Genomic DNA, 26,535 nt, shown 5'->3' on the forward strand with positions numbered 1-26,535 from the left:
TTCAGCAAAAAGTGAGCTAATTTGATCTGTATAGAGAAAATACTGAGCATACAGAATGATGCATATTCACCTCAAAGATAGGGTTTTTCAGCATTTTAATTCTCAAAAATCAAAAATACACTGATCTATTTTGACTCTAGCCTTTGCCATCAAACTGTCATCTAAATCTGTTTAGCTTGGGTGAAAATAAATCATTTCAAAAAATGCTATGCCTAAATACTTTGCTTACTACCGCTGGCCTTTATTATGTGTAGCGACTGCCTGTAGCTTATCTCTTTGGTTATTTATCCTACTTGGGCAGAGGAAGTCGTTTGCTGAATGGAACTGGGTCGATATTTTAGGTGAAGGCGGCGCAACTGTTTTTATTGGTATTTGGATTTTCTTTATTATTAAAAGCCGTCCTTTGGGCCGTGTAACCAACTATATCTTTTATGGACTGTGTTTTATTTTTTTCCACATGTGGATGGACAGCTTAGATGAGTTTATTCGCCTGCCTAAAGAAATCATGTGGGATGCCTGGCTTGAGTCCATTCCTTTTCCAATTGGACTGTGCCTATTTACCATCGGGATTTATTTTTGGCATCAAGAAGAACTGGCGATTTCTAAACACATGCAAAAACGAGAACGTATTTATCGGGATCACCGTTTATTCGATGCACTCACCCCTTTGGCCGATGCTCATTATTTTAAAACACAGCTCAAAGCCGCAATCGAGCAAAACTTGCATGAACCCAGCGACATGTCCGTCATACTGCTAGATATGCATAATTTTAATCAGATTAATCAAACACATGGTTTTGATGAAGGCACATCTATTTTACAGCATGTTTCACAATTGATTAGCTTAAACTTACGACCACAAGACCTGCTCTGCCGCTTCGCAGGAGATCGTTTTATTATGCTGTTACCAAAGACGAAGCTACAACAGGCTGAAAAAATGGCAGCTCAACTTGAGCGCATGCTTATGGTCAGTGCTTATTATCAACGTGATCTGTCCGTGCACATTCCTTTAAAAGCACTCACGACCTGCTGCACTGTCGGGCAATACCAAACTGCTCAGCAACTTTTGAGTGCCTTAAATCAGCAATTGCTCCAAGTGAAGCAATACTACTCACCAAAGCGAGTCACGGTATGAGCTTTGAATGCGACTACAGCTACATTCCTGCGCATCATCAATTGTCTATTTTAATTGATTTAGCAGTCAGCCATGAGGTCGATCATCACGTCCTACTCAGTGGTAGCGGTATTTTCTTGGAAGATATCTTTTCAGGGCAAAAGCTAATTAGCCAGCAACAGTTACAACAGGTTTTAACAAATGCTGAGCAGTGTTTTCGCAATCAGGACATCAGTTTTTTATTCGGTCAACGCAGCCTAACCACCCCCTTTAATGACGCCATTAAATCCATGCTGTATGCATCGACCTTCGATGAGGCGCTTAGCCGTTATTTAACATTTTCCGCATCTGTTTCACCGTGGTTATGCCCTCGACTCATGTATAGTCAAAGCCATATTCATATTTATTGGTTAGATGAAAACAAGCTTGAAAATCGCTTTGTAATCGAAAGCGCAATGAGCGCAATACAAGCATTTAGCCGTCAACTGTATCAAACCAAGTTAGCGTGGAAATTCGAATTTAATTTTTCTGAACCGGATTATATTGAACAATATTGGACACATTTAGGCAGTGCTTTAGAATTTAATCGCCCGATCAACATGATGAGCCTGCCTCGTGACTTGGTCCATGAAAAACTTCCCAATGCCTCTTCGACCTTAGCTGCAATCAGTTATCAACATGCGCTGAAAGAAATGACAGCTCAAAATATTCAACAGAGTTTTTTGCTCAGTTTGCATCAATACTTCATGCAGAATATTCAAAATAATATTCAACTTGAACAAACTGCTGATTATTTTCAAATGAGTTCTGCCACCTTAAAACGTAAACTGAAAAAGCATCAGACCCATTTTCAGGCGCAACTCGATCAAAGTCGTTTGCATACCGCCATCATTTTATATCGTGTGCATGGTTTTAAAACTGAACAGATTTCTCAGTATTTACAAATTAACGATGCCACTAATTTTCGACGTGCATTTAAACGTTGGAGTGGTTTAACAGTACAAGCGGCACAGTCCTAACCACCTATTTCCCCAAAAAATCACGGATATTCCTGTTGTAACGTCGGAATTAAAAGTCAAAAACTCATCGACTAATCACTAAAGTCCGCATAGTCACGTTCGCTGTATTTTTCTGTTTGCGTCCAAGGTGTAGCAACATGTTGGCCAATTTTGCGCACGGTAAAGGTTTTGGCGTAGCCCGAAGTTGGTTTGAGCAATTCATATTTTTGAACCAGTTGATCCTGTTCATTCCATATAATATTCAACGTTTGCCCAGCACTGCGTATTTGATAATGCACTAGCTTCGGATCATGTTGAATCAATTGTGCTTGCTTTAAAATGTCAGGATGAATCAAACTATATTCACAGCGCCAACAGTTTTTCAGACCTAGCATTTCTTGATCAACATCCTGCAATTGCACCCGCATTTTTTCATCTGGCAAAATATAAAAACGCTGAAAAGGACTCGCTACATTTACTTGCCCGACTACATCTTTACGCTGCATCCACTGAATTGCATGGTCAAAACTTGCATGCTCATGGGCGTCTGTTTTGGCAGACACTTGAGTGTTGCTATGTGTATGGGCTTTGTCGGCATGAGTTTGAGTGTTTAAACGTTCAATCCAAATATTTTGCGCATCTCGAATTATTTTCTCACTGTATTTTTGAATGGTCGTGACCCCATTGGCATCCAACCGTTCAATCTGATAATCAATACGATATTCATCGGCCGACCATACCCATGGACTGAGCAGACTGAAAGACAATACTAAGAGCTTCATTTTGAATTTGAACGGCCGTATTAATATTGTATCCATTAGAATCCAAACGCCTTTTTCAATTGCTCAAACACCCATGTATTTTCTTGTGTGCCTTTGAAGAGATTTGAATTCTTTCCTTCAGCAAACAGCATTACATCTCCGCCGCCATGCGTTTCGCTTTTCGCCAGTTGTACCCCGACTTCTTGCTTATAGTCGTCAGCAAAGGCTTGCTCGTTGCTAATACTGTCACGTATATCTAAACGCTTGCCCGTACCATTTCCAAAAACGAGCGTCGTTCCTGTTGCCCCATTTATATCGCGGTATGGATTATGTACTTGGCCATCAGCCAGCACTTTGCTGTAAGCATTTTGCTCTTTTGCAATATTATAATCATAGCTCAGTCCCAAAATACCTGGATTAGTTTCCGTCGTTTGGCCCGTTCGTGCGGCATAACCATTAAAGGTCATCACATGGTCATGGTCTGCCGTCACTACTATCAAGGTATTGTTCAAATCCACTTTATCCAGTGCAGTTTGAATTGCATCATTAAATGCCTTGGTTTCCTGCAATGCCCGTTTGGCATTATTGGCATGTAGCGCATGGTCAATACGCCCACCCTCAACCATCAAGAAATAGCCTTGTCCATGACTCTGTGCTTGCAGTGCATCAATCGCTTTACTGGTCATCACCGCCAGACTCGGTTCAGTCTTTATATTCTTCTTGAGTCGATCCAAATCAAAATTTAAATGCGACTGTGTGGAGAATACGCCGAAAATTTTCCGAGTATTGACCGTCTGTGCCAAATCACTTTGGCTTAAAACGGTTTGATAACCCTGCTGTTTAAACTCTGCCAATAAATCACGGCCATCCAAGCGCCCTTTGGGGTTAGAGACTGCATCATAAGGCGTCCAGTGATTTAAGCCGCCTCCCATAAGGACATTAATGCCATCCAATAAGTTTGGATTATAAGCTTTACCTTTTGGAACAGCTTGAAGCGCAATATCGTATTGCGCATCACGATGACAAATATGTGCATAGGTTGCCGCAGGTGTGGCATGGGTGAGTTCAGTCGTCGTCACTACGCCAACCGCTTTTCCCTGCTTTTTTGCCAGTTCTAAAATACTTAACGCAGGCATCCCTGCGACCATACTACTGCCCTGTTCTGGACATCGGTTGATGGCTTTTGCTAAGCTTTTGCCATTCGGCAATTTTCCCTCTTCAGGTTCGACTGCAACCGTTCCTGTTGTCATCGCAATCACTTCATTTTTATTTTTCTGCCCAGTCATATAGGCGCCCATAGAAGGAGCGCTATCTGTGGTTTGACCATCCTCAGAATAGGTTTTAATTCGTGCTGCGTACTTCATTCTGTCCATGGCCAGTTTGCCATTTTCCCCCACAGCATAAATACGACTTGCCGTCACTGTGGTTGGTCCCATGCCATCGCCTAAAAAGAATATAACGCTTTTCGTCGGTGTAAGTGTGGTGTCAGCAGCATACAAAGCACTTGAAGAAATCGACGCTGTAAGCAGAAGCATCATGTATGGGATGGTTTTTAAAGTATGTTTCATGTGATATCCCTCTGCTATAAGCCTGTGATCTTACGAATGAGGTGATTGACCTCAATATTTTCAAGGCTACCTGAGAACTGATCGGCTCCCTGACCAATTGCACCTAAAAACACATCTGCACCGCCATGCGTTTCTTTATCTTTATAGCCCGTTTGAATCACAGCTTCTTGTTGGAAATCATCCGCAGCAGTGCCTGTACACCAACCCGTTTCAGCCAAAGGATAAGTGAAGCTATATTTTTCGCCTTGTGGTGCCTTTGGCCCTTGTACTGGATGACAGACATCACTGTCTTTTAAGTTCAGTACCAAGTCATCCATACGGTTTTGAGTAGGGCGTTTTTTGCCAGTACCAAAACCGATAATCGGATAAGGTTGACCATGAATATCTTGAGCAAAGCCCGCTTGGTCATAGTTTTTCACCAGACCGAGGACACTGGTTTCCTTACCTTCGATATATTTTCCTGTGCGCTTGGCATAACCATTTAAAACCAAGGTGTGATCATGGTCGGCCGTGATTACAATCAGTGTATTTTTAAGTTCAGGATCACTTTGTTTAAGTTTTTGAATAGTTGCTTCTAAAGCATCATTTAAAGCTATCGTGTCTTGTAAAGCACGTTTAGCATTGGTGTCATGTAGTGCATGATCTATACGCCCACCCTCCACCATCAGGAAAAAGCCTTTTTTATTCTGCGTCAGAATGTCTAAAGCAGACAGCGTCATTTGCTTGAGACTCGGCTCTGCCAAGTTTTTCTTGGTGCGATCTAAGTCATAATTTAAATGGCTGTGATTAAATAAACCCAATAATTTTTCATTTTTCACCAGCTGCACTTGGGAGAGTTGGTTTTCATCAAAAACCACGCGGTAGCCTGCCTTTTGCATCTCGGTAATTAGATTGCGCCCATCAGTACGTTCTCCACCTGCATCTTTAGGCAAAAATTGACGCTTCCCCCCACCTAAAACCACATCGACCCCATCTTTGAGTTTGAGGTTATATCTTTGATAAGCATCCCCTTTTGAACTCGGCACCAGCTGTGATGCAATGTCATTTTCAGCATCACGGTGGCAAATATGCGCATAAGTCGATGCTGGTGTGGCATGCGTGATCCGCGTCGTGGTCACAACCCCAGTCCCCCAACCCTTTGCTTTGGCTAATTCGAGTAAAGTCTGTGTGTTTTGCTTATTTTTGTTTTGTGGGTTAGTCGTGCACTGGTTATTCCCTACTGAATCAGGTTCAACTGCAATTGTCCCTGTCTGCATCGAGATCACCTCGTTTTTCATCTTTACACCCGTCATGTACGCGCCCATCGAAGGTGCGCTGTCCGTGACTTGTGCATCCTCAGAAAAGGTACGAACAAAAGCGGACTCAGGTAACCGATCAATTGCTAACTGGCCATCTTCACCAACAGCATAAATGCGAGAAGCAGTAAGTGTGGTGATGCCCATACCATCCCCCAAGAAAAACACTACACGTTTCGGTTGTTGGACTTTTTGTTGTTTGAGTAGTTGTACTGCATGAGTTGGTTGAGCTTGCATTAAATCACTACTTTGACAAGCGGAGAGAAATAAAGCACTCAAACTTATATATGCCACACTGATTGTTTTTAATTGGAATTTTTCAAGAGAACCGAGCATTGCATCAACCCATCTAAAGATGGCTGAACCATACACTTCGGATATTTAAATCCGATGACATTTAAGCATCAATATAAATTTACTCACTTTCGAAACGCTTTTTCATTTTTTACAATTATCAATATTAACCATCAAATTTGTAACGCAATCCAACGTCTTTATTCTCATTTGACAATGGTTATTATTTACTTTTTGGTAAAATTCAATCAAAATCCCCCAGCCTTCTACAAACCAATCTTTTGAATTACTGCTAAAAATGAAATAGTTAAGCTTTTTTATAACGTATCTTATTAACTTTATGCACTTTTTTACAATAACCACCAATCTCGGGGATCTTAAATGAAACGCTCTTCCATGTTACTTGCTATGGGGCTCTTGATAACCACTCTTTCAGGCTGTGCTACATCACGCGGATTGATTCAAGTTCCTGCGCCTAATACTTCAGCATCCTCTCAAGAAGTGCCGAGTTCTAAGAAAGCAATTATCGCGCTGGTCGAAGATAATAGAACATTCCAAGACAAACCCACCACACCTGATATTCCGTCTTTAAAGGATGGTTTAGCCAAAGCAACTACTGAAGAAAAGGCAAAAGCTGTTGCGCGTAAAAGAAATGGCTACGGAAAAGCGTTAGGCGATATTCTTTTAGAAAAAGAGACCGTGTCTGAGTTATTACAAAAACGTACAGCTCATGCACTTAAACAATCAGGTTATGAAGTCATTGCAGACAATGAACCCAATCGAGCAAATGCAGATCTAATCCTCACCATTAAAATTAATAAATTTTGGTCATGGTTCCAGCCTGGATTTGCGTCAATCAAAATTCACTCAGAAATAGATACAAATGTCGTGAATGCGAAAGACTTGAATACAGCCCCTCTCCACATTTATAGCAAGGTGACAAAATCAGCTCAAATTGCCAATGGTACGAAATGGGTGGAAAACATTGATGGGGTGCTTGATGATTATGAGTCTAAATTAATTTCTGCATTGCCAAAAGCAAATCCGTAAATAGCTATAAAGTAAAAAAGTCCTCTGTAGAGGGCCTTAAAAGCTAACGGATGCTATACGTTAAAACATGGGCCATTCTTTTAATGGCCCATGTTTTTTTAACCACAAATAAAGATAGGTACTACCACTTATGACTATAAGAAACTTTTAACGTTGCTCCATTCGCTACTAAGTGACTTGTGTTGTCACCAGATCTTAGCAATTGGCTATAAAGTGGGTAATATTTTCGATTAAACATATTTTCTAAACCAATAGTTACAGTATCTTTTTTGTTAAGCGCAAAACTACTGATTAAGTCGGCCGTTGTATAAGATTTCACATCATAACGACCAAAACCGTTTACGCCATTCAACCTGTAGTCCTTCGCACCAAAGTAAGTTGCCTGTAGTCTATTCGTCCAAGTATCAGTTGGACTATAAGAGATGTAACCAGTCAATTTTAATGGTGGGATTCTGAAGCCCGTCATATCTTGTTCTTTATTCGTGTTTTGTGGAGTTTCACGACCTTTCATCCACGTTACACTCCCCCCAGTCCCCCAAACATTAACATCATCAATGTAGTCAATAGTTGCTTCAACACCAGAAACTTTCTCTTTTGTTCTAGCAAGAACCAATCCATTGTTAAAAGATTGGACACCTCCAAGGTCAGAGGTTGAATGGAATACGGCAAAACTAGATGAGATATTTTTAAAATCACCCTTCCAACCAAGCTCATAATTATCAACTTTTACAGGTTCTAAAAATGATGAAGCAAGGTTAAAACCGACTCCAGCATTACGTATAACTAAACCAACATCAGGAAGTTGAAAGCCTTGATTAAAAGAGCCGTATATCGAATGTTGATCAGTTGGAGAGAAAGTAAGATTTGCATTATATAACCATGCATCAGCTTTAACTTTACCCCCTTGGACTGTATAAGGGTTTGGTTTACCTAACTGAGATAATGGGATGAAACTATCGATTTCAGCGTAACTATCTTCATAACGAGTTCCAATCTCAGCAGCCCATTGGTCATTAAATTGATGCTTAAATTGAACAAATCCGCCAAGACTTTGAGTTGTGAGCTCAGGCAAATAAATAAGATTCCCAATTTTAACAAATTCGAGACCACCAGACTGATCATAAATTTGAGGATCAAAAATATCCAAGGGCATCTCGCTCTTTTCACGACTAAAGTCACCGCCCCAAACTACAGTTGTATCACCCAAGAATTCAAGTGGAGTCGAGACTGTTAAGCGACTACCTAAGACATTATTTTCTTGGTAAATTTGATCTACTTGTTTTCCACGATTGGCATTACCGCGAGCATCAAATGGTGAGAAGCGAGTAAAGAAGTCTCGATAGTAAAGTTGTGCATCAACTTTATTTCCTAATAGATCTTTATTGATATAGGTCAAATTATAGATTTGATTTTCATTTTTATTTTGATCTTTTAATTTTAAACCTTTAATTGCTTGAGCAGGTACACTACCAAGAGGATATTTTTTTGTGCTCGTATCAGCTGCATAATCAGAATCTTGTTCTGCATTATAGTAATTCGCCGCGAGCTGTAGGTATTGATTGTCATCAATATGATAGCCAATTTTACCCCCTATGCTATAGGCATCAGCATCATAAAGATCACCTTGACTGGGTTCTGGAGCAACTCTATCACCACTGGCATCATATGGACTACCAATACGTTGATAGCCAAAGTCCAATGCATAGTCCAAATTATCCAAGCTTCCCGTAAAATATTGGTGAATATCCCCACTTAATGCATCTGTACGGAAATTAGTTAAAGGGCTTTGTAAGCCAATAACAGTTTTAGCTGTAGGTTCTCCACCAGCAGCTTTAGTTGTTATAGATATAATCCCGCCTGCTGCACCACTACCGTAAATGGCGTTGCTTCCTCGAATAACTTCAATATTTTGAATACTTTCCTGATCAATAGAAGAAAGACCTCTAGAAGTATCACGCGTTAAATTCATCGGAACACCATCAACTAAGATAAGTGCATTTCGTCCGCGTAATGTTTGCCCATAATCTGTAATTGTACGACTTGAATCAGATAAGCCAGGCACAGCTTTTGCTAAAACAGTTGCAATATTCCCTGAAGAACCATTTTTTAAAAGCTCAATTTGTTTTTCATCTAACTTTGTCACTTGTTTTGATTTTTCTTGGACTTCATCAGCACGTGAGGCAGTGAATGTTATTGTTTCTAACTGTTGTACAGTATTTTCTGATGGAGAAACCTTTTCTGAGTTCTCTGCAAAACTCGAATTAGAAATGAAAATTACCCCTGTTGTTGCCAATATTGGGAAAAGTTTTTTAGACATAGATATTGAAGGGGGCTTTTTCATAATTCGCAAACAGTAATAAGAATTGTTATCAAAATAATTCTTGTCTACTTTCCAGTCAATTGTTTTTTATCAAATAACTTTAAATTATTTAAAGAAAAAACTATTCAGCTGTTTTGATTAGTAATTTCTAATATTGAAGTAACTACCCTGATTTACTTTCTTCAATTTCAAATATCGAAAACGATTTATAAGAAAGCAGATGCTTTTGCTTAAATGAATCAGAAACCAGTAAACTCTACATCTCAAAAAACAGTTTAATGCACCTTTTTTATTAAATTTTATAAATAAATTTAGTAGGCAAATGGTAGGCTGAAAACGTTAAAAAGTAGGCAAAAATGAAGAAGTAGGCATATGGTAGGCAAATTATTTATACTTCTGAACAATGTCGTATTGTTTCATAGGATTTAGTATTTTATTTTTTAAATACAAATATTTATTTTACTTTTCCATATATTTAAACTTTATTTAATATTGTCTCAGATAGCCAAAAACAATATTTCCCTCAGAACTCATCGGGTTCAGGGTAACGACACATGCAGCGGCATCTTCGGAGTACTTTATTTAGTTAAAAATAATAATTACATACATCGCTAATATTCTTTAATTTTTATTTTTCAAGTTTATCGTTTTCATCTTGTCTCCGAGCTACAGAACAAAATGATTATTGAATATCTCTATCTCGTTAAATAACGTTTTATTGGACTATTCAATCTTTATCGAACCATTTTTCTACTTCATTTGTCCATAAGACAAAGCTAACTAGCCCTCAACTTTTAAGCATTTCCAAATGAAAAACCCGACTTAGCTGAATGCTGCATCAGGTTCATTCACATGATTAAATTTTTTAGCAAATCGATCCAATAATATGCTCTGCGTGACAGGTCTCCCCTTGCTGAACCGTCAATTGAATCACTCCGCTTTGATGCGCAAGTACAGGGACTTCCATTTTCATGGCTTCCATAATCGCCACCACTTGCCCCTCTGCGACCTGCTCCCCGTTTTCTACCTTCCAAGCGCTAATTACGCCATTGATTGGAGCGAGTAAGTGTTCAGCACTCACTGCTGTTTCTGTAGCTGGTTGGTCTTGAGACGTCATTGTAGGGTTTTGTGCAAACATACCCGCAGGTAAGCCTAAACGATGTAATTTCCCATCAATTTCAATATAACTGAGTAACATCGGCTGTTGATGATTCGGAATACTGCGTTTCGTTGGCTTTAAGTCCTGTTTAAAATCATTTTCAATCCAACGAGTATGGACATTAAATGTGTCGGTAAAATCAGCTTCATTTAATACAGCACGATGAAAGTCTAAAACCGAAGCAACACCTTCAATTTTAAATTGCTTCAGCGCACGTTTAGCGCGAGCGATCGCAATTTCACGGGTTGGGCCTGTGATAATCAGTTTTGCCATAAGCGAATCAAAATGACTCGACACCAAAGAACCAGTACGAACACCTGTGTCTACGCGTACGCCCTGGCCAAATGGTGCTTCAAATAAACTCAATACACCAAATGCAGGAATAAAGCCACGAGCAGGGTCTTCAGCATTGATACGAAACTCAATGGCATGCCCCTGCGCTTTCGGGGTTTCTTTGATTGAAAGTTCATGGCCTTGAGCCACGCGAATTTGCTCAACCACCAAATCGACTTTGGCCGTTTCTTCCGTGACAGGATGTTCCACCTGCAAGCGGGCATTTACTTCTAAAAATGAAAGCTTTCCATCACGGCTTAGCAAATATTCAACGGTACCCGCACCGACATAGTTGGCTGCCTGACAGATATTTTTGGCTGAAGTTAAAATTTCTTCATAAATTGCATCGCTGATAAAAGGCGCTGGGGCTTCTTCAACCAACTTCTGATTACGACGCTGTAGCGAACAATCACGTGTACCTAAAACCACTACATTGCCATGTTGATCGGCAATCACTTGCGCTTCGACATGGCGAGGCTGATCTAAGTATTGCTCAACAAAACACTCACCGCGGCCAAAAGCGGCTTGTGCTTCACGTACAGCCGAATCATACAGCTCTTTTACATCTTCCAGTTTCCAAACAACTTTTAAACCGCGACCACCACCGCCAAAAGCGGCCTTAATCGCAATAGGTAAACCAAACTGCTTTGCAAATTCGAAAGCTTCATCAGCATTATTTAAGGGGTCTTGTGTGCCTTGAACTAAAGGTGCACCCACTGAAGCCGCTATCTTACGTGCTTCAATTTTATCACCCAACTTTTCAATAGCATTCGGTGGCGGCCCGACCCACTTTAAGCCTGCATCAATTACGGCCTGAGCAAATTCTGCACGTTCAGATAAAAAACCATAACCTGGATGCACCATGGTCGCCTTGGATTTTTTAGCAACCTCAAGAATGGCTGGAATATTCAAATAAGTTTCACGTGCCGTTGCACCAGCCAAACCCCATGCTTCATCCGCCAGTTCGACATGCATACTGTTCATATCGTCATCGGCATATAACGCAACTGAGCTAATACCCATATCGCGGCAAGCATGAATAATACGAACAGCAATTTCACCACGGTTTGCAATTAATAATTTTTCAGTAGTCATCATTCATTCTCAAAATCTGTAAATTCGGTCATTTTTTTAAATTTGATTTGGCATCCTGCTGGAATCTGTGCCACCAAATCCCAATGGTGCTTTGCCACAGCTGCAATGACGGGGTAGCCACCAGTTAAAGGATGGTCATTCATAAACAGTACAGGCTGACCACTCGGTGGAATCTGTAAGGCACCAATACAAGTGCCTTCACTTTCCAACTCATGAGTAATTTTGCGCTGCAACGGCTGCTCACCTGAAAGCCTCAGTCCAACCCGATTACTTTCATTGGTCACAAGCCAAGCTTGCTGACATAAGCGCTCAATGCTCTCTACTTCGAACCAATCCGTTCGCGGTCCCATTACAATGTCGAGCTCAACCACATCGCCGACTTTGGGCAAGTGTAACTTCGCAATTTCGGTATTACTGATATTTGAAACTTCAACCTGTCCTTGATTAACCGTATCCCCCATTTTTAGAGGTTCTGGTCCTAATACAGCCAAACTATCAAATGAGGCGCTATTCAGCACAGGCTGTACGTCGATACCACCACGAATCGCCAGATAATTTCTTAGCCCTGCCGTCGGTGCTTGAATCTGAAATTCATCACCTTCATCAAGGGCAATCGCTTGATAACTCTCAAAGTCAGCCTTTTGGCCATCACTAAATTTCACGTGGATGTTTGAAATTGCTCCCGTAACCGCAATGACTGCGGACTGATGCATTTTGGCTTTCAAACCACCATTTAAAATTTCAATCACAGGCGTCGGAGTTGGGTTACCGACAATTCGATTTGCACTGTGCATCGCCGATACATCCATCGCCCCTGCAACACCAACCCCAATCTTGGTCTGGTTAAAACGCCCTTCATCTTGGATCAGCATCTGTAAACTCGGTGCTGTTACCGTAAACAAAGGCATGGATTGTTTAGGTTCAACTGTACCAGTGACTTGCTGTGCTACGCTAACCGTGGTCGGTTGATGTGTAACGTCTTCAAAATGTACTGTCATCCCTGGTAAAAGTAGCGCTGGATTTTTACGCTCTAGATCCCACATTTTTTTAGCAGTCGTACCGATCAACTGCCAGCCCCCCGGACTGTCTTTCGGGTAAATCCCTGAATATTGTCCTGCCAGTCCCAAAGAACCCGACGGTATTTTTTTACGTGGCACAGCTAAACGCGGAATATCTGTAAAAGGTCGATCGGGACTGCTCATATAAGCAAAGCCCGGTGCAAAACCGATAAAAGCCACATTCCAAACACTTTGACGATGCTTCAAAATCACATCAGCAATTGAAAGCCCTTGTAACTCTGCAACCTGAGCAAGATCTTCGCCCGTATAGCAGATAGGAATAATCAGCTCTTGGACATTACGCTCAACGCCTGAACCAATTTTTATAGTCTGAATCGAAGCAACCAGTGTTTTAAAGGTGGTTTCGATTTCATTAAAAAACACTAAAATTGTTTTTGCAGCAGGGACTAAGTCTTTAATTCCATTCAATTGCATCGTGTGCAATTTATTGTACAACGCCAATGTTTCCTCTAGGCTGGCAAGCTCTATGAGAAAACAATCCGCGTTTACCGATAAAAAACGCATGTGCCTATCCTTTTTAATTGTTCTTTCGTCCCGCTTAACCTATCCATGCACGATCAGGAATGTCGGTAATGAACATATGACCGGGTGCATGGCTAATGGCAAAAGGAATTTTTGAGTTCATCACCGCCGCTTGTGGGGTTACACCACAAGCCCAAAACACAGGAATTTCCCCAGCCTCAATACGTGAAGCATCACCAAAGTCTGGCTGATTCACATCACGAATGCCTAAACTTTCAGGATGTCCAATATGTACAGGCGCACCATGCACACTTGGCATCCGTGCTGTAATTTTGACGGCATCCGCGATTTGATGGGATGGAATTGGACGCATAGAAACCACCATGTTGCCCGAAATACGCCCCGCAGGCTGACACTGAATATTACTCAAATACATCGGTACATTGGTCTGATCATGGATATGACGAACTTCAATACCGGCTTCTTGCAATGCAGTTTCAAAAGAAAAACTACAGCCAATTAGAAACGTTACCAAGTCAGGATGCGCATGATAAATGTCACTCGCATCCGTGACTTCATCGACCATTTCACCCTCTTTCCAGATGCGATAACGTGGAAAGTCGGTGCGTATATCTGAGTTTTCTGCCAGTCTTGTAGCATAAACACCTTCTTCTAACACGTCTAAAACAGGACAGCTTTGCGGATTGCGATGTGCATACAGTAGAAAATCATAAGCCCAATCTTTAGGCACCGAAATCATATTGACCTGCGTCATGCCCGCAGCCATACCCGCCGTTGGTTTGTCAAAGCCTGCACGGATTTTTAAACGTGCGGCTAAAGCGGCTTCAAGCTGCGCTGAATCGACTCGGATATCCTTATACATTGCGTAGTTCCTCATGCTTTAAGACAAAGGGACGAATTTCAATATGATGATTTAACAGTTCAGCTTTAATCGCAGCCGACATCTCTAAAGCACCCGCAGTGTCACCATGTAAGCAAATCGTGTCCGCTTGAATAGGGGTAAATACACCATCAATCGACTCAACGCCGCCATTTTTCAACATAGACACCACACGGCGTGCCACAAAGGCTGAGTCATGTAAAACAGCCCCGTCCAAACGTCGTGAAACCAATGAACCATCACTGTTATAAGCACGGTCTGCAAAAGCCTCAGATACAACCTTTAAGCCTGCTGCACGTGCTTGATCAACCAAGTTGGAACCTGCCAGTGCCACCAAAACCAGTTCTGGGTTATACATTTTAATGGCATCAATCACCGCAGCGGCCTGAGCGTGATCATGTGCAATGGTGTTATACAGTGCACCATGTGGTTTCACATATTGCACGTGAGAACCAGCCACTTTGGCTAAACCATCTAGTGCAGAAATTTGATACAGCACATCGGCAATCAGCTCATCACGTGACACATCCATATTGCGGCGACCAAAACCAACGAGGTCTGGATAAGATACATGCGCGCCAATCGCGACGTTTAATTCAACAGCTTTACGCAGTGTCTTTAAAATCCCCAGCGGATCTCCTGCATGAAAACCACATGCAATGTTGGCACTGGTTACAACAGGTAGAATTTGGTCATCATTGCCCATTTTCCACGAACCAAAACTTTCACCTAAGTCACTATTTAAATCTACAAACATGGCTTAATTCCTTTATCACTTCACCGTCGTCTGGCTTAAAGTTTGGTTAAATAATTAAAGACTGTGGTAAAGGACATATAGCCCATCCACCATGTCAACATACATGTGAGTACACCCAAAATAAGTAACCATTTTGGATAGTTATAATTCCCCATCATATCTTTACGGCAAGCAGCTACATAAACAAAAATCGTTAAACCGATTGGCAATACCAAACCATTAAAACCACCAACGAAGATCAATAATCCAGCAGGAGTTGCGCCCAGTACGACATACAGCAATAAAGCTAAAGAGATAAATGTAATGGTGGTGTAGTTGGTTTGTTTTGGACTGAGGTTTTTCTTAAATGCAGTAAAGAATGAAACCGAAGTATAAGCAGCGCCAATGGTACTACTGATCCCTGCTGCCCAGAAAATCAGACCAAATAATTTATAACCGAAAGTCCCTGCGGCATATTGAAAAGCTTGCGCTGCTGGATTGGCATCATGGCTGGCTAAATCAATACTTGCACCACTCACCACTACACCCAAGAAAGCTAAAAACAGCACATAACGCATGATGCCTACAACCACAATACCTTTGGTTGCAGCTCTTGCGACTTCATCAATATTTTCAGGGCCAACCGCACCTTTATCCAGTAAACGATGGGCGCCTGCATAGCAGATATAGCCGCCGACCGTTCCACCAACAATTGTGGTGATGATGGCAAAATCAATCTGGTCGGGTGCAAACGTTTGATGAACTGCTTGGCCCACAGGTGGCATCACAATGACAGCAACAATGATAATCAAGATGATTTTGAGCAACCCCAAAACGATCATGCTTTTATCCATCGCCAGCGTGGCTTTTCTTGAAGCAAAAATTAAAATGGCTAAAGCACCACTTAAAATGCCGCCCCATTTAGTGTCCAAACCAAATAATGCATTGAGACCTAAAGCCGCGCCTGCAATATTACCAATACTGAAGAAGAAGCCACCCAAAATGACCAGAAAAGCCAGTAAGTAACCACTGCCCGGCAAAGCTTTATTGGCAATATCCGAGGCACGCATTTGCGTCAGTGTTACGACACGCCAAATGTTTTGTTGAACCACATAATCAATCAAAATAGATATGAGAATGGCAAAGCCAAACGCCGCACCCAATTTCACAGTAAAGACCGCGGTTTGAGTTAGAAAACCAGGTCCCATGGCGGAGGTTGCCATCATGAAGATTGAAGCAACAATGGCCCATTGGCGATCTGATAAAAAAGAAGATTTTAATAAAGACATATTTAATGCGTTCCTCGTCCATTTGAGCTTAATAACGCTATTTTCAAGTTGAACCAAGAACATCATTTTGTTTGCAAATTCTGTTCTTAAATCCCTTTAACTGACAAAGATTCCCTGTTACCCAACCAAAGCCATGGTGGATCAAATCTTCTATTTGAAATAAGAACATAGGCAAGCGCGATGAACAATACGACTTTTTACATCCATTATTAAAACTAAATAACTGTATTTTATTATTTTTTATTTATTAAAAGTCTAATGATAAATTTTACTTATCACGCACGATAAGCTGCTTTTATAGTTTTTCAAACAAATTACGTTTTGAGATAAAAAAACAACGCTTGTCAAAAAGCTACATACGCCTCAATTATTTTTTAATTTTCTCAAGCAATCTTTTCATTGCGCTTTCAGAAACAGTGACTGCGACATCGGTTAATTTCTCTTTCAAGGCTGCATCATTTCCTTGCATATAAATCGAGGTGAAATGAAAGGTTTTGAGTTGGATCGGGGTATTTAAAATTTCCAAGCGACCATCGGTAATTTCCTTTAAGGCCGTTAAGGTCGGCACAACGGCGATCCCCAAACCTTGCTCCGCAAGACGCAATAAGGTCGCAAGCGAATAACTGGTAATTGAAAGCGGCTCGTCTAGTGCCTGCTCTTTCATTTTGGCCTTGAGCTCTTTATAGGGATAGGTAATTTTCGGATAGGTTAAAATGGTGTGAGACATCAATGCCTTAAACGACATTTGACCCACACCACCTTTAAAAGATGGAGCTGCCAAGAAGCTCAGTTCAAAGTCACACAGCGCCTGCTCTACACACTCGAAAGCCAAAGTCGGCCCCAGCAAAAAAGCCATGTCCAAATCCCCGGTACGTACACCTTCTTGCAAATTTGGGGTTAAATCCACCACAATTTCCACAGAAACTTTAGGAAACTCTTTTTGTACTTTTTCGATATATTCAACCAACCACGTATAAACGATGGTCTCGGAAACACCTAAACGAATTGTTCCTGTTAGATGCTGGTTTTCAGTCAGCTCAGCCACCAAATCAGTTTCTAAACGCATAAACTTTTCAGCATATTTAAACAGTGTCATGCCTTTATGGGTGGGTTTAAGCTGTCGAAAGCTGCGATCGAGAACTTTAAAACCTAAATCATTTTCAAGAGAGGTGATTTTTTGTGATACGGCAGGCTGAGTCGTTTGTAATTTTGTGGCAGCCTTATTGAAACTATTTAAAGTCACAACCCAATAAAATGCTTCTAGATTTTTTAAATTCACCCTGAACCCTGCCTTTACTCCATCCCGCTTATAGTACGGCAGTTGCCACTATTTTTTAAGTTCCTGTTTTATATAATGTCAAAATGACTCACGGGATGATGATCATTCAAGCGCTATGCCTTGCCCAAATACATCTATTTTGCGTCTTTTACAACCTTACTCGGTCTAACCCGATCAATGCTCTTTAAATCAAGTTGAATCAAAAAAGACGCTTGTAAAAAGCAATATTTATTCGCGCTGCGCTTCATTCCAGTACGAATCATCATAAAAAAAGCACCTTTGTTGAAAAGATGCTTTTTTTAAAACTCAACTTAAAAAGAGACCGTAAAAATCTAAAAGCGCTTATTTACTCTTTTGTAGACGTAAAGCGTTTAAAACCACGGACAGTGAGCTGAGTGACATCGCCACCGCAGCGAACATTGGGGTGAGTAATAACCCTGTTAATGGATAGAAAATTCCTGCTGCGACAGGAACACCTAAACCGTTATACACAAAGGAAAAAGCAAGGTTTTGTTTCATATTCCGCACACCCAGTTTCGCCATATGTAGCGCATCAGCTGCACCACGAATATCACCTTTAACCAAAGTCACTTGTGCGGTTTGTTTAGCAATATCGGTTCCGTTCCCCATGGCAATTCCGACATTGGCTTGAGCTAAGGCTGGTGCATCGTTAATGCCATCTCCTGCCATCGCCACAATTTTACCTTGAGCCTGATATTTCTTCACGATGTCCAGTTTTTCAGTTGGCGTACAGTTGCCATAGACCTGTTGAATACCCAATTCCTTAGCCACCAACTGGGCATTTTGTTCATGGTCACCTGTGGCCATCACCACTTCAATGCCATCATCAATCAACTGCTGAATGACTTGCTGCGCATTGGCCTTAATCGCATCGTGAATAGCAATATAAGCCAGTACTTCTTGGCTATTACTTAAGAAACTGATCACATTGCCTGTCGCACGCTGCTGGTTCAACTGACTTTGCAAAGTATCATCTAAAGTGATGCCGAGTTGCTCAAGCAGCTTTTGGCTACCAATATAGAGAGTTTGCTCGCCAATCTGCCCTTTTACGCCAAAACCCGTCACGTCCTCAAAGTCTGCCACTTTAAGCAATTGCTGTGCAGGCACCAACTGAGTCAAAGTCTGTGCAATCGGATGACTTGAATATTGCTCAATCGAAGCAATCCACTGTTCCGCTTGCGCTTGGTTCACATTTGGGCTGAGCAACTGAATTTCTTTAAGGCTTGGTTTACCTTCCGTCAGAGTCCCTGTTTTATCGACAATCAGCGTATTCACTTTACTTAAAGCTTCAATCGCCTCTGCATCCTTAAACAGTACCCCTTTTTGTGCCGCACGACCTGTGGTTGCCATCACAGACATTGGTGTTGCCAAACCCAGCGCACATGGGCAGGCAATAATCAGGACCGCCACCGCACACATCAGTGCCAAGTCAAATTGTGCACCACCGAACACCATCCAAGTGGCAAAGGTCAATACACTAATCAGTAACACCACAATCACAAAATACTTGGCAAACACATCTGCCAAACGTTGTAACGGTGCTTTAGAACGCTGTGCTTCTGCCACCGTCTGAATCATTTTCGCCAAAGTGGTATTTGCCCCAACCGCCGTGGTTTGAATACGAATACTGCCTTGTTGATTGACCGTCCCGCCGATCACCGTGTCATGCACTTGCTTTTTCACAGGCACAGGTTCACCGGTCATCATGGCTTCATCGACATAGGTTTTGCCTTCAACCACCACACCATCCAGTGGAATCTGCTCACCCGAGGAAATTTGTAAAATATCGCCTTGTTTGACCATACCAATATCAACTTCAACCACTTGATCATTTTGAACCAACTTGGCTGTGTTGGCTTGCAGTTTGAGTAAGGCTTTGAGTGAGTCTGCTGTCTTGGCACGTGCTTTCAGCTCCATGATTTGACCAAGCAAACTTAAAGATACGATCATACACGCGGCTTCAAAGTACACTGCAACGCCGTGCCCAGTTTTGGCTTCCATTGGAATCACACTTGGAAAAATCGTTGCCACCACACTATAGATATAGGCGGCTAACACTCCAACACCAATCAAGCTCCACATATTTAAGTTACGGGTTTTATACGAAGTCCAGCAACGTTCAATAAAGGGTTTACCTGCCCACAGCACCACTGGGGTCGCCAGCACTAGCTCAATCCACGGCTGAATATGCGGTGAAATGAAACTGTGAATATGTGAACCCATTGCCAGTACAAACACGATCAACGTCAGTGGTAAGGTCATCCAAAAGCGATGGCTAAAATCGACCAACTCAGGGTTCGGTGCATCATCTAAAGTCGGTTGCATCGGCTCGAGTGCCATACCACAAATCGGACACGTCCCCGGCCCTTTTTGTACAATTTCAGGGTCCATCGGACAGGTATAGTCCATATCCGCAGCCCCTTCAGGCACAGGACGCTGATTGGGCGGAATCAGATAAAACTCAGGATCCCCTTTAAACTTATCTAAGCAGGAAGGATTACAGAAATAATAAATCTGTTGCTGATAATCCGTTTTTAACTCTGTATTTGGGTCAACCGACATGCCACAAACTGGGTCAATAAACTCAGCTGATCCAGATGGAGCATGATGTTCATGTTTTCCTCCACCACAGCAGCTACTTTTTGCAGCTTCTACTTTCGGCTTGGGTACACAGCAACTGGCTTTGGTGTCTGGTTCTGTTTGAGGCTTAGGCTCACAACAGGATGCTTTTTTCTCTGCCTCTTTCGGAGTTGAACCACAACAGCCCGCAGTAGAAGTAGACACCGATACTGCATCTTCAGCCTTTACATAAGCCTCTGGGGTTGCAATAAACTTTTGCAAACATTTTTCACTACAAAAATAGTAGTCCTGTCCCTGCCACTCGGTATGCGGTTTAGTTAAATCTGTTACGGTCATACCACACACAGGGTCAATAAATGTGGTCTTCTCTGCATCTGACACAGGTTTTGATCCGCAACCACAACCTTTGGAAGTAACTACAGCACTTTCCTCTTTCCCCTGAGATGAAGCATCGCTTATATCTGTTTTGGATTGACTACAACAAACACTGGGCGCTCTTTCTGATGTTAAGTAAGCCTCTGGATTGGCCGAAAATTTCTTTAAACAGCCTGAGCAACAAAACAAATAACGAACTGATTGATGCTCATACACATGAGGAGAGTCCTCTGCCACCGTCATCCCACAGACAGGATCGATATTCACCACCATCGGTGCTAATTTCTGTTTAGCACAGCAAGACGTTTTGTGTTGCTCACTCATTCTGACTTACCTTTTATTTTTTGATTGTGTTAGCATAAAGTCTGTACCTAGGTACTGAGTCAAGCCTTTTGGAGATTATTTTATGCTCACTATCGGCAAGCTGGCAAAACACTGTCAGGTGAATGTGGAAACGATTCGTTATTATCAACGGATTGGTCTGATGCGTATTCCTGAAACCACACAAAACTATCGCTACTATAGTCAGCAAGACATTGAAACGTTGAGCTTTATACAAAAAGGCAAAGATGCGGGCTTGCAGCTTAGTGAAATTCAAGATCTATTGCATTTGCAACTGGATGATCGCGAAAAAGTCCGTGATGTGATTCAGCAACGACTGGAAAAAATTGATCAACGGATTCAAGAGCTGAATGCTTTGAAACAACGCCTTTCAAGCTGGGTGGATGAATGTAAAACCACTACCGACAGTTGCTGCCCAATTTTGCAAGAACTGAAAAAAGGTTCAACGATTGCACCATAAACAGATACCATCTTTGAAATTTGACGATCATTTTCACACACACCTTTTCGATTCTCAGGACTGCGTTCACCATGTCGATTGAACTTGCCCAACTCAGAAAACAGCTTCGCAAACAACGCAGACAAGTTTCCGCCTATCAACAGCAGCAGTCCGAATTGCAAATTTTACAGCGCCTAAGACGTGTGCCTGAATTCAAACATGCCACCCGTGTCGGGATCTACCTACATGCTTTTGGGGAAATTCAGACCCGTAAAATCATTGAATATTGTTTTCATCAAAAAAAACAAGTGTATTTACCGATGATTTGCAATATGAATCAACGCTTGGTGTGGGTCAAAGTTTCACGTCATCAATTTCAAAATAAGCGTTTTTCTCATCATCCGCTCGGTATGCAAGAGCCTATGGCAACACGTGGACAGCACGTTTCACATTTAGATCTGCTACTCATGCCCTTATTGGCGTGTGATCCTTATGGCACACGCATTGGCATGGGCGGAGGTTTTTACGACAAAACCTTGGCTTCTGCACCCTATCACCGTCCATTTCGTCTTGGTTTAGCGCATCACTTCCAGTTATTACCACAGCGCTTGATTCGAGAAACATGGGATCAGCCTTTAGATGGTCTGCTGACCCCTCAACACCATTTACGCTTCAAGCGCTAAAATTGACATTTTTGACTGTTGAGAATACTTAAAAATCACATGTTTAGTCATTTTTTATACAATTTATTTTGACCTGCCCTTGTATTTTTTAAAATACCCATCACTATAAAAAACATGGCAACACCGTTGTCACTCATTAGGAGTGCCCATGTCTGAAATTATTATGAATCAAGAAACCTTAGAGCCTCAGGTTCCAAGTGTATTACCACTTTTAGCGTTACGTGATGTGGTGGTGTATCCACACATGCAAATTGCGCTATTTGTAGGTCGTGAAAAATCGATCAATGCAGTTGATGTGGCTCGTAACAGTGACAATCTAGTATTTGTAGTTGCTCAAAAAGATTCTCTTTCAGAAGAAATTGATCACGACAACTTATATCAATACGGTACTGTCGCGAAGATTGTGCAAGTTGTGAATCATGAAAATGATGAAAACTGTATAAAAGTATTAATTGAAGGCTTGCATCGTTCAAAGCTAGAAAAAATCATTGATGAAAATGATTATCTAACCGCAGAACATGCGCTTAGCCCAATGTCAGTCCACATTGACGAAACCACGCAAGAAACACGTGTCCAAGAATTACGTGCCCTGTTTGCTCAATATGCTGAAGCAAAGCTGCGCAATGCACGTGAACTGATTGCTGCTGCGAACAAGATTGACGATTTACTGCAATTGTTATTCTTCGTAGCGACCCGTGTTCCACTGAATATTGATGTAAAGCAAAAATTCCTCGAACACGATGAGTTTGAAGCCCATCTACAAGAACTGATGACGTATTTATTGCAGCAATCTGAAGAACAGCAGATTGAGCAAACTTTACATGACTCAGTGAAGCGTCAAATGGAGAAAAATCAACGCGAATACTTCCTCAATGAAAAGATGAAGGTCATTCAGCGTGAGCTTTCTGACATGAATGGCGGCGCGGAAGATGACGTGGCTGAAATTGAAAAACGTCTTGCCGAAGCTGATTTGCCTGAACATGTGCGTAAAAAAGCGGAAAGCGAATTCCGTAAACTCAAAGCAATGCAACCTGCGTCTAGTGAGGCGGCTGTGGTGCGCAATTATATCGAGGCTATATTAGACACGCCTTGGAATAAAGCCAGCAAAGTCAGCATTAACTTAAGCAAAGCGCAAGAAATTTTGGATACCGATCATTACGGCTTAGATGACGTGAAAGATCGTATCGTGGAATATCTCGCAGTTCAATCTCGCGTGAAAAAACTCAAAGGCCCCATCCTTTGTTTGGTTGGCCCTCCAGGTGTAGGTAAAACTTCACTAGGTGAATCGGTTGCCAAAGCAACAGGTCGTGAGTTTGTACGTATGGCACTCGGTGGCGTACGTGACGAAGCGGAAATCCGTGGTCACCGTCGTACCTATATCGGTGCGATGCCGGGTAAAATTGTGCAGTCGTTAACGAAAGTTGGTGTGAAGAACCCTTTGTTCTTGCTCGACGAAATCGACAAGATGGCACAAGACTACCGCGGCGACCCTGCTTCTGCATTGCTTGAAGTACTCGATCCATCACAGAACAGCAAGTTTAACGATCACTATTTAGATCTTGATCTGGACTTGTCTGAAGTGATGTTCATCTGTACTGCGAACAGCATGAATATTCCAGAAGCATTGCTGGATCGTATGGAAGTGATTCGTCTACCGGGTTATACCGAAGATGAAAAAGTCAATATTGCTGAGCGTTACCTTGTTCCGAAAGCCATGAAAAATAATGGTCTACGTGCGAAAGAATTGACTGTGCATGAAGAAGCGATTCGTGACATCGTACAACGTTATACACGTGAAGCCGGTGTGCGTAGCTTAGAGCGTGAAGTCTCTAAAATTGCCCGTAAAGTTGTAAAAGAAGCGGTCAGCAAGAAGGCAAAAAACCTACAAGTCGACGTGACTTCGGCTAACCTTCCAGACTACTTAGGTCCACATAAATTTGACTTTGGTATGGCGGAAGATGAAGCTCAAGTCGGTCGTGTTAACGGTTTAGCGTGGACTTCAGTCGGTGGTGAGTTGTTGACCATTGAAGTTGCTGCGGTCAAAGGTAAAGGTAAATTCATTACCACGGGTTCACTCGGTGATGTAATGAAAGAATCGATTACCGCTGCTATGACTGTCGTGCGTACCCGTGCAGATGAATTGGGTATCGAGTCGACACGTTTTGAAGAAACCGATGTTCACGTCCACTTACCAGAAGGTGCAACACCGAAAGATGGTCCATCTGCAGGTTTAGCGTTAACAACTGCATTGGTTTCTGCTTTCACAGGTATCCCAATTCGCCCAGATATTGCCATGACAGGTGAAACCAGTCTTGGTGGTCGTGCAATGCGCATTGGTGGCTTGAAAGAGAAACTACTGGCTGCACACCGTGGTGGAATTAAGCTGGTCTTCATTCCTCAAGACAACGTCCGTGATTTATCTGAAATCCCTGACAATGTTAAAGAAGGTTTAGAGATTAAAGCGGTGAAGTCGATTGATGAGATTTTACCACTGGCGTTGACATCTATGCCTGAGCCTTTGGTCAAAGCACCAATTGTGAAAGCGGTCGATGAAGGCAAAAAAGCTGCACGCCACTAATTCCGCATCGTAAAAAGAGAGAGCTTCGGCTCTCTTTTTATTACAATTTACTGTAGATAACACCACACATCTTTATGCTTTTATTTCCTACAATAATTTGATCAAGGGATAGATGTAGGACAACTAAAATGAAAAACCCGATTGGCTGGTTTGAAATTTATGTGGATGACTTATCTCGTGCCAAACAATTTTATGAATCTGTTTTTAATATTCAATTAACTGAATTAACCCCACCAGCGGATGATAATTCACTGCAAATGTGGGCTTTCCCCTCAGACATGCAAGCCTATGGCGCTTCAGGTGCACTGGTGAAAATGCCAGGCTTATCAGCAGGAGGAAACAGTACCTTAATCTATTTTTCATGTGACGATTGTGCGAATGAAGCGAACCGACTTGTTGAGTCTGGTGGGAAAATTCATGAAGCAAAAACGGCTATTGGTGAATATGGTTTTATTGTGTTGGCCTTTGATAGCGAAGGAAATATGATTGGCCTACATTCCATGACGTGAAACGGATGAAGCCCCAAATTTTCACTTAGGTTGTTTGATTTTTTGTATTAAACCTTTTCCTCTATCATCAATCAGACTTGAAAAATCGATAAAAAGCCCGATATAAATAATAAGAACAGATACGCGCTGTATGTTTCTTTTTATTGATGATTTGAAATTGCATGGTCATCTGATTCTCCAGACGGATGACCTTTTATCGCAGTTCTCGCTACTTGGGAACTGCGTTTTTTATGGCTCAAAATACATTAAGGTTTCAATAAATGCTGTACCAACCCATCGATCACATTCGCCATTTTGGTCAAATTCAACGTTGCTAAGCGGTCTGCTTTGGTATGGTAGTGACCATTTCGATAAAATGCGGTATCGGTAATCATCACTGCGGGAATATCAAACTCCCAATAATTCAAATGATCTGAAAAATCAAAAGCATTGGCAAAGCTCGGAGCAACCAAACGCTGACATTCTAACTGATCAAGTTGCTGCATCGCTGCACAATAGCCTGCGCCTAAATCACGTGAACTGACATTACTCACTGTCGCAATAAAATTACCATGGCTTGGATAAATCCACTTTAAGCCCACAGGATAGCTTTGGATGGGTTGTTCGCTAAAGAACCCGATCATTTCTAAAATATACACACCTTTAATCTTATCTTTTTGTGCCTGAACCGATTTCGCATGCACATAACTTCCCATTTGTTCAGTTTTAGAAAACGGTGGTTCTTCTAAACTATAGAACACAAAGTCCACATTGTTAGGCAGTTTAGACTTCTGCTCTGCCAAAATACGCGCCGTTTCAATAACGCCTGCAACACCAGAGGCATTGTCATCTGCACCATCTTGATCGCCAAAGACGTCATAATGTGCCCCAACAATCACGCGCTCTGTCCGTCCGACGTTTAAACTACACACTACATTTCGGTAGATTTGCTGATTGGCAGTAAAATTTTGATAGTGACATGGAACGCCCAATAAGCGCATTTGTTCTTTGATCCATGCAGAGACACGGTTCAGTTCATCAAGGTTTTTATAGTTCCGTGCTTTGCCCTGACCAATCACTTGCTCCAAATAAACTTGTAGATTTTGTTCATCAGCCATTTTGGCGTTGCTTGCAAATACCTGCCCTGTGAAAGTACCCAGTACAACAATCAACAAAAAAGCCTGTTTTTGTAAAGTTTTGAGCCACATTGTTATTATTCCAAGTATTTCTTATTCCTTTCATCTGTTGAATTAAGCAACATTAGTTCAGTGAATTCAATTGCATTTTGTTTCGTCT

The 26,535-nt window shown here is 41.7% G+C and carries 18 protein-coding genes and 1 pseudogene; 7 read left to right on the forward strand and 12 right to left on the reverse strand.

What is annotated here, in order from left to right; genetic code table 11:
• Positions 1-208 precede the first annotated feature (208 nt).
• Together JZ787_RS01810 and JZ787_RS01815 are read left to right on the forward strand one after the other, a co-directional pair.
• Positions 209-1,135: a diguanylate cyclase gene (locus JZ787_RS01810; RefSeq protein WP_234965577.1), complete on the forward strand. Its 927-nt coding sequence runs from the start codon at positions 209-211 to the stop codon at positions 1,133-1,135.
• Complete coding sequence (locus tag JZ787_RS01815; protein WP_234965576.1) at positions 1,132-2,133, forward strand: AraC family transcriptional regulator ligand-binding domain-containing protein; 1,002 nt, start codon at positions 1,132-1,134, stop codon at positions 2,131-2,133. Before JZ787_RS01810 ends, JZ787_RS01815 begins: the two co-directional genes overlap by 4 nt.
• A gap of 71 nt (positions 2,134-2,204) precedes the next feature.
• Here the strand turns inward: JZ787_RS01815 and JZ787_RS01820 are convergent, their stop codons facing one another.
• The 3 genes from JZ787_RS01820 to JZ787_RS01830 are packed head-to-tail and all read right to left on the reverse strand — an operon-like array spanning position 2,205 to position 6,072.
• Entirely contained in the window at positions 2,205-2,894 is a 690-nt protein-coding gene (locus tag JZ787_RS01820) for a hypothetical protein (RefSeq protein WP_234965575.1), read from the reverse strand.
• A gap of 35 nt (positions 2,895-2,929) precedes the next feature.
• Positions 2,930-4,441 (reverse strand): alkaline phosphatase, encoded by a 1,512-nt coding sequence (locus tag JZ787_RS01825; RefSeq protein ID WP_346311494.1) that lies wholly within the window; start codon positions 4,439-4,441, stop codon positions 2,930-2,932.
• Between the two features lie 14 nt (positions 4,442-4,455).
• Complete coding sequence (locus JZ787_RS01830) at positions 4,456-6,072, reverse strand: alkaline phosphatase (RefSeq protein WP_234965573.1); 1,617 nt, start codon at positions 6,070-6,072, stop codon at positions 4,456-4,458.
• Between the two features lie 339 nt (positions 6,073-6,411).
• On the opposite strand from JZ787_RS01830, the gene JZ787_RS01835 reads away from it, so the two are divergent.
• A complete protein-coding gene (locus JZ787_RS01835) occupies positions 6,412-7,080 on the forward strand; it encodes a flagellar biosynthesis protein (protein ID WP_346311495.1) in 669 nt (222 codons plus the stop codon).
• Positions 7,081-7,201: 121 nt separating this feature from the next.
• Here JZ787_RS01835 and JZ787_RS01840 read toward each other — a convergent pair whose 3' ends face one another.
• The 8 genes and pseudogenes from JZ787_RS01840 to JZ787_RS01875 form a co-directional block, all read right to left on the reverse strand.
• On the reverse strand, positions 7,202-9,421 hold the full coding sequence (locus JZ787_RS01840; protein ID WP_234965571.1) for a TonB-dependent receptor: 2,220 nt from the start codon (positions 9,419-9,421) through the stop codon (positions 7,202-7,204).
• Between the two features lie 844 nt (positions 9,422-10,265).
• Positions 10,266-11,987, reverse strand: coding sequence for a biotin carboxylase N-terminal domain-containing protein (locus tag JZ787_RS01845; RefSeq protein ID WP_346311683.1), 1,722 nt, complete (start codon positions 11,985-11,987; stop codon positions 10,266-10,268).
• Positions 11,987-13,570, reverse strand: coding sequence for an urea amidolyase family protein (locus tag JZ787_RS01850; RefSeq protein ID WP_346311496.1), 1,584 nt, complete (start codon positions 13,568-13,570; stop codon positions 11,987-11,989). The genes JZ787_RS01845 and JZ787_RS01850 overlap by 1 nt, the downstream gene beginning before the upstream one ends.
• Before the next feature lie 34 nt (positions 13,571-13,604).
• On the reverse strand, positions 13,605-14,411 hold the full coding sequence (locus JZ787_RS01855; protein ID WP_346311497.1) for a putative hydro-lyase: 807 nt from the start codon (positions 14,409-14,411) through the stop codon (positions 13,605-13,607).
• Complete coding sequence (locus JZ787_RS01860) at positions 14,404-15,186, reverse strand: 5-oxoprolinase subunit PxpA (protein ID WP_159127822.1); 783 nt, start codon at positions 15,184-15,186, stop codon at positions 14,404-14,406. Before JZ787_RS01860 ends, JZ787_RS01855 begins: the two co-directional genes overlap by 8 nt.
• Positions 15,187-15,221: 35 nt before the next feature.
• A pseudogene (locus JZ787_RS01865) lies at positions 15,222-16,476 on the reverse strand (NRAMP family divalent metal transporter).
• A 345-nt stretch (positions 16,477-16,821) separates the two neighbouring features.
• Complete coding sequence (mumR, locus tag JZ787_RS01870) at positions 16,822-17,733, reverse strand: LysR family transcriptional regulator MumR (RefSeq protein WP_004694273.1); 912 nt, start codon at positions 17,731-17,733, stop codon at positions 16,822-16,824.
• A 342-nt stretch (positions 17,734-18,075) separates the two neighbouring features.
• Complete coding sequence (locus JZ787_RS01875) at positions 18,076-21,033, reverse strand: heavy metal translocating P-type ATPase (RefSeq protein WP_346311498.1); 2,958 nt, start codon at positions 21,031-21,033, stop codon at positions 18,076-18,078.
• Positions 21,034-21,115: 82 nt separating this feature from the next.
• On the opposite strand from JZ787_RS01875, the gene JZ787_RS01880 reads away from it, so the two are divergent.
• From JZ787_RS01880 to JZ787_RS01895, 4 genes are all read left to right on the forward strand, one after another.
• Positions 21,116-21,511, forward strand: a complete 396-nt coding sequence (locus tag JZ787_RS01880; protein ID WP_010326305.1) for a MerR family transcriptional regulator — start codon at positions 21,116-21,118, stop codon at positions 21,509-21,511.
• A gap of 71 nt (positions 21,512-21,582) precedes the next feature.
• Positions 21,583-22,173 (forward strand): 5-formyltetrahydrofolate cyclo-ligase, encoded by a 591-nt coding sequence (locus tag JZ787_RS01885; protein WP_346311499.1) that lies wholly within the window; start codon positions 21,583-21,585, stop codon positions 22,171-22,173.
• A gap of 148 nt (positions 22,174-22,321) precedes the next feature.
• Positions 22,322-24,751: an endopeptidase La gene (gene lon / locus JZ787_RS01890; RefSeq protein WP_010326303.1), complete on the forward strand. Its 2,430-nt coding sequence runs from the start codon at positions 22,322-22,324 to the stop codon at positions 24,749-24,751.
• Positions 24,752-24,879: 128 nt separating this feature from the next.
• Complete coding sequence (locus JZ787_RS01895; RefSeq protein WP_346311500.1) at positions 24,880-25,260, forward strand: VOC family protein; 381 nt, start codon at positions 24,880-24,882, stop codon at positions 25,258-25,260.
• Positions 25,261-25,505: 245 nt separating this feature from the next.
• On the opposite strand, the gene JZ787_RS01900 is transcribed toward JZ787_RS01895, so the two are convergent.
• Complete coding sequence (locus JZ787_RS01900) at positions 25,506-26,447, reverse strand: M20/M25/M40 family metallo-hydrolase (protein WP_346311501.1); 942 nt, start codon at positions 26,445-26,447, stop codon at positions 25,506-25,508.
• Between the last annotated feature and the right edge of the window lie 88 nt (positions 26,448-26,535).

The sequence above is a fragment of the Acinetobacter sp. BWR-L5 genome (assembly GCF_039655985.1).
GTDB classification, from domain to species: Bacteria; Pseudomonadota; Gammaproteobacteria; order Pseudomonadales; family Moraxellaceae; genus Acinetobacter; species Acinetobacter johnsonii.

What these genes read in the sequence shown, in the direction of transcription:
- JZ787_RS01810 (WP_234965577.1), top strand. Translation starts at nt 209, where the DNA reads ATGCCTAAATACTTTGCTTACTACCGCTGGCCTTTATTATGTGTAGCG.
- JZ787_RS01815 (WP_234965576.1), top strand. Translation starts at nt 1,132, where the DNA reads ATGAGCTTTGAATGCGACTACAGCTACATTCCTGCGCATCATCAATTG.
- JZ787_RS01820 (WP_234965575.1), bottom strand. Translation starts at nt 2,894, where the DNA reads ATGAAGCTCTTAGTATTGTCTTTCAGTCTGCTCAGTCCATGGGTATGG.
- JZ787_RS01825 (WP_346311494.1), bottom strand. Translation starts at nt 4,441, where the DNA reads ATGAAACATACTTTAAAAACCATCCCATACATGATGCTTCTGCTTACA.
- JZ787_RS01830 (WP_234965573.1), bottom strand. Translation starts at nt 6,072, where the DNA reads ATGCTCGGTTCTCTTGAAAAATTCCAATTAAAAACAATCAGTGTGGCA.
- JZ787_RS01835 (WP_346311495.1), top strand. Translation starts at nt 6,412, where the DNA reads ATGAAACGCTCTTCCATGTTACTTGCTATGGGGCTCTTGATAACCACT.
- JZ787_RS01840 (WP_234965571.1), bottom strand. Translation starts at nt 9,421, where the DNA reads ATGAAAAAGCCCCCTTCAATATCTATGTCTAAAAAACTTTTCCCAATA.
- JZ787_RS01845 (WP_346311683.1), bottom strand. Translation starts at nt 11,987, where the DNA reads ATGACTACTGAAAAATTATTAATTGCAAACCGTGGTGAAATTGCTGTT.
- JZ787_RS01850 (WP_346311496.1), bottom strand. Translation starts at nt 13,570, where the DNA reads ATGCGTTTTTTATCGGTAAACGCGGATTGTTTTCTCATAGAGCTTGCC.
- JZ787_RS01855 (WP_346311497.1), bottom strand. Translation starts at nt 14,411, where the DNA reads ATGTATAAGGATATCCGAGTCGATTCAGCGCAGCTTGAAGCCGCTTTA.
- JZ787_RS01860 (WP_159127822.1), bottom strand. Translation starts at nt 15,186, where the DNA reads ATGTTTGTAGATTTAAATAGTGACTTAGGTGAAAGTTTTGGTTCGTGG.
- JZ787_RS01875 (WP_346311498.1), bottom strand. Translation starts at nt 21,033, where the DNA reads ATGAGTGAGCAACACAAAACGTCTTGCTGTGCTAAACAGAAATTAGCA.
- JZ787_RS01880 (WP_010326305.1), top strand. Translation starts at nt 21,116, where the DNA reads ATGCTCACTATCGGCAAGCTGGCAAAACACTGTCAGGTGAATGTGGAA.
- JZ787_RS01885 (WP_346311499.1), top strand. Translation starts at nt 21,583, where the DNA reads ATGTCGATTGAACTTGCCCAACTCAGAAAACAGCTTCGCAAACAACGC.
- lon (WP_010326303.1), top strand. Translation starts at nt 22,322, where the DNA reads ATGTCTGAAATTATTATGAATCAAGAAACCTTAGAGCCTCAGGTTCCA.
- JZ787_RS01895 (WP_346311500.1), top strand. Translation starts at nt 24,880, where the DNA reads ATGAAAAACCCGATTGGCTGGTTTGAAATTTATGTGGATGACTTATCT.
- JZ787_RS01900 (WP_346311501.1), bottom strand. Translation starts at nt 26,447, where the DNA reads ATGTGGCTCAAAACTTTACAAAAACAGGCTTTTTTGTTGATTGTTGTA.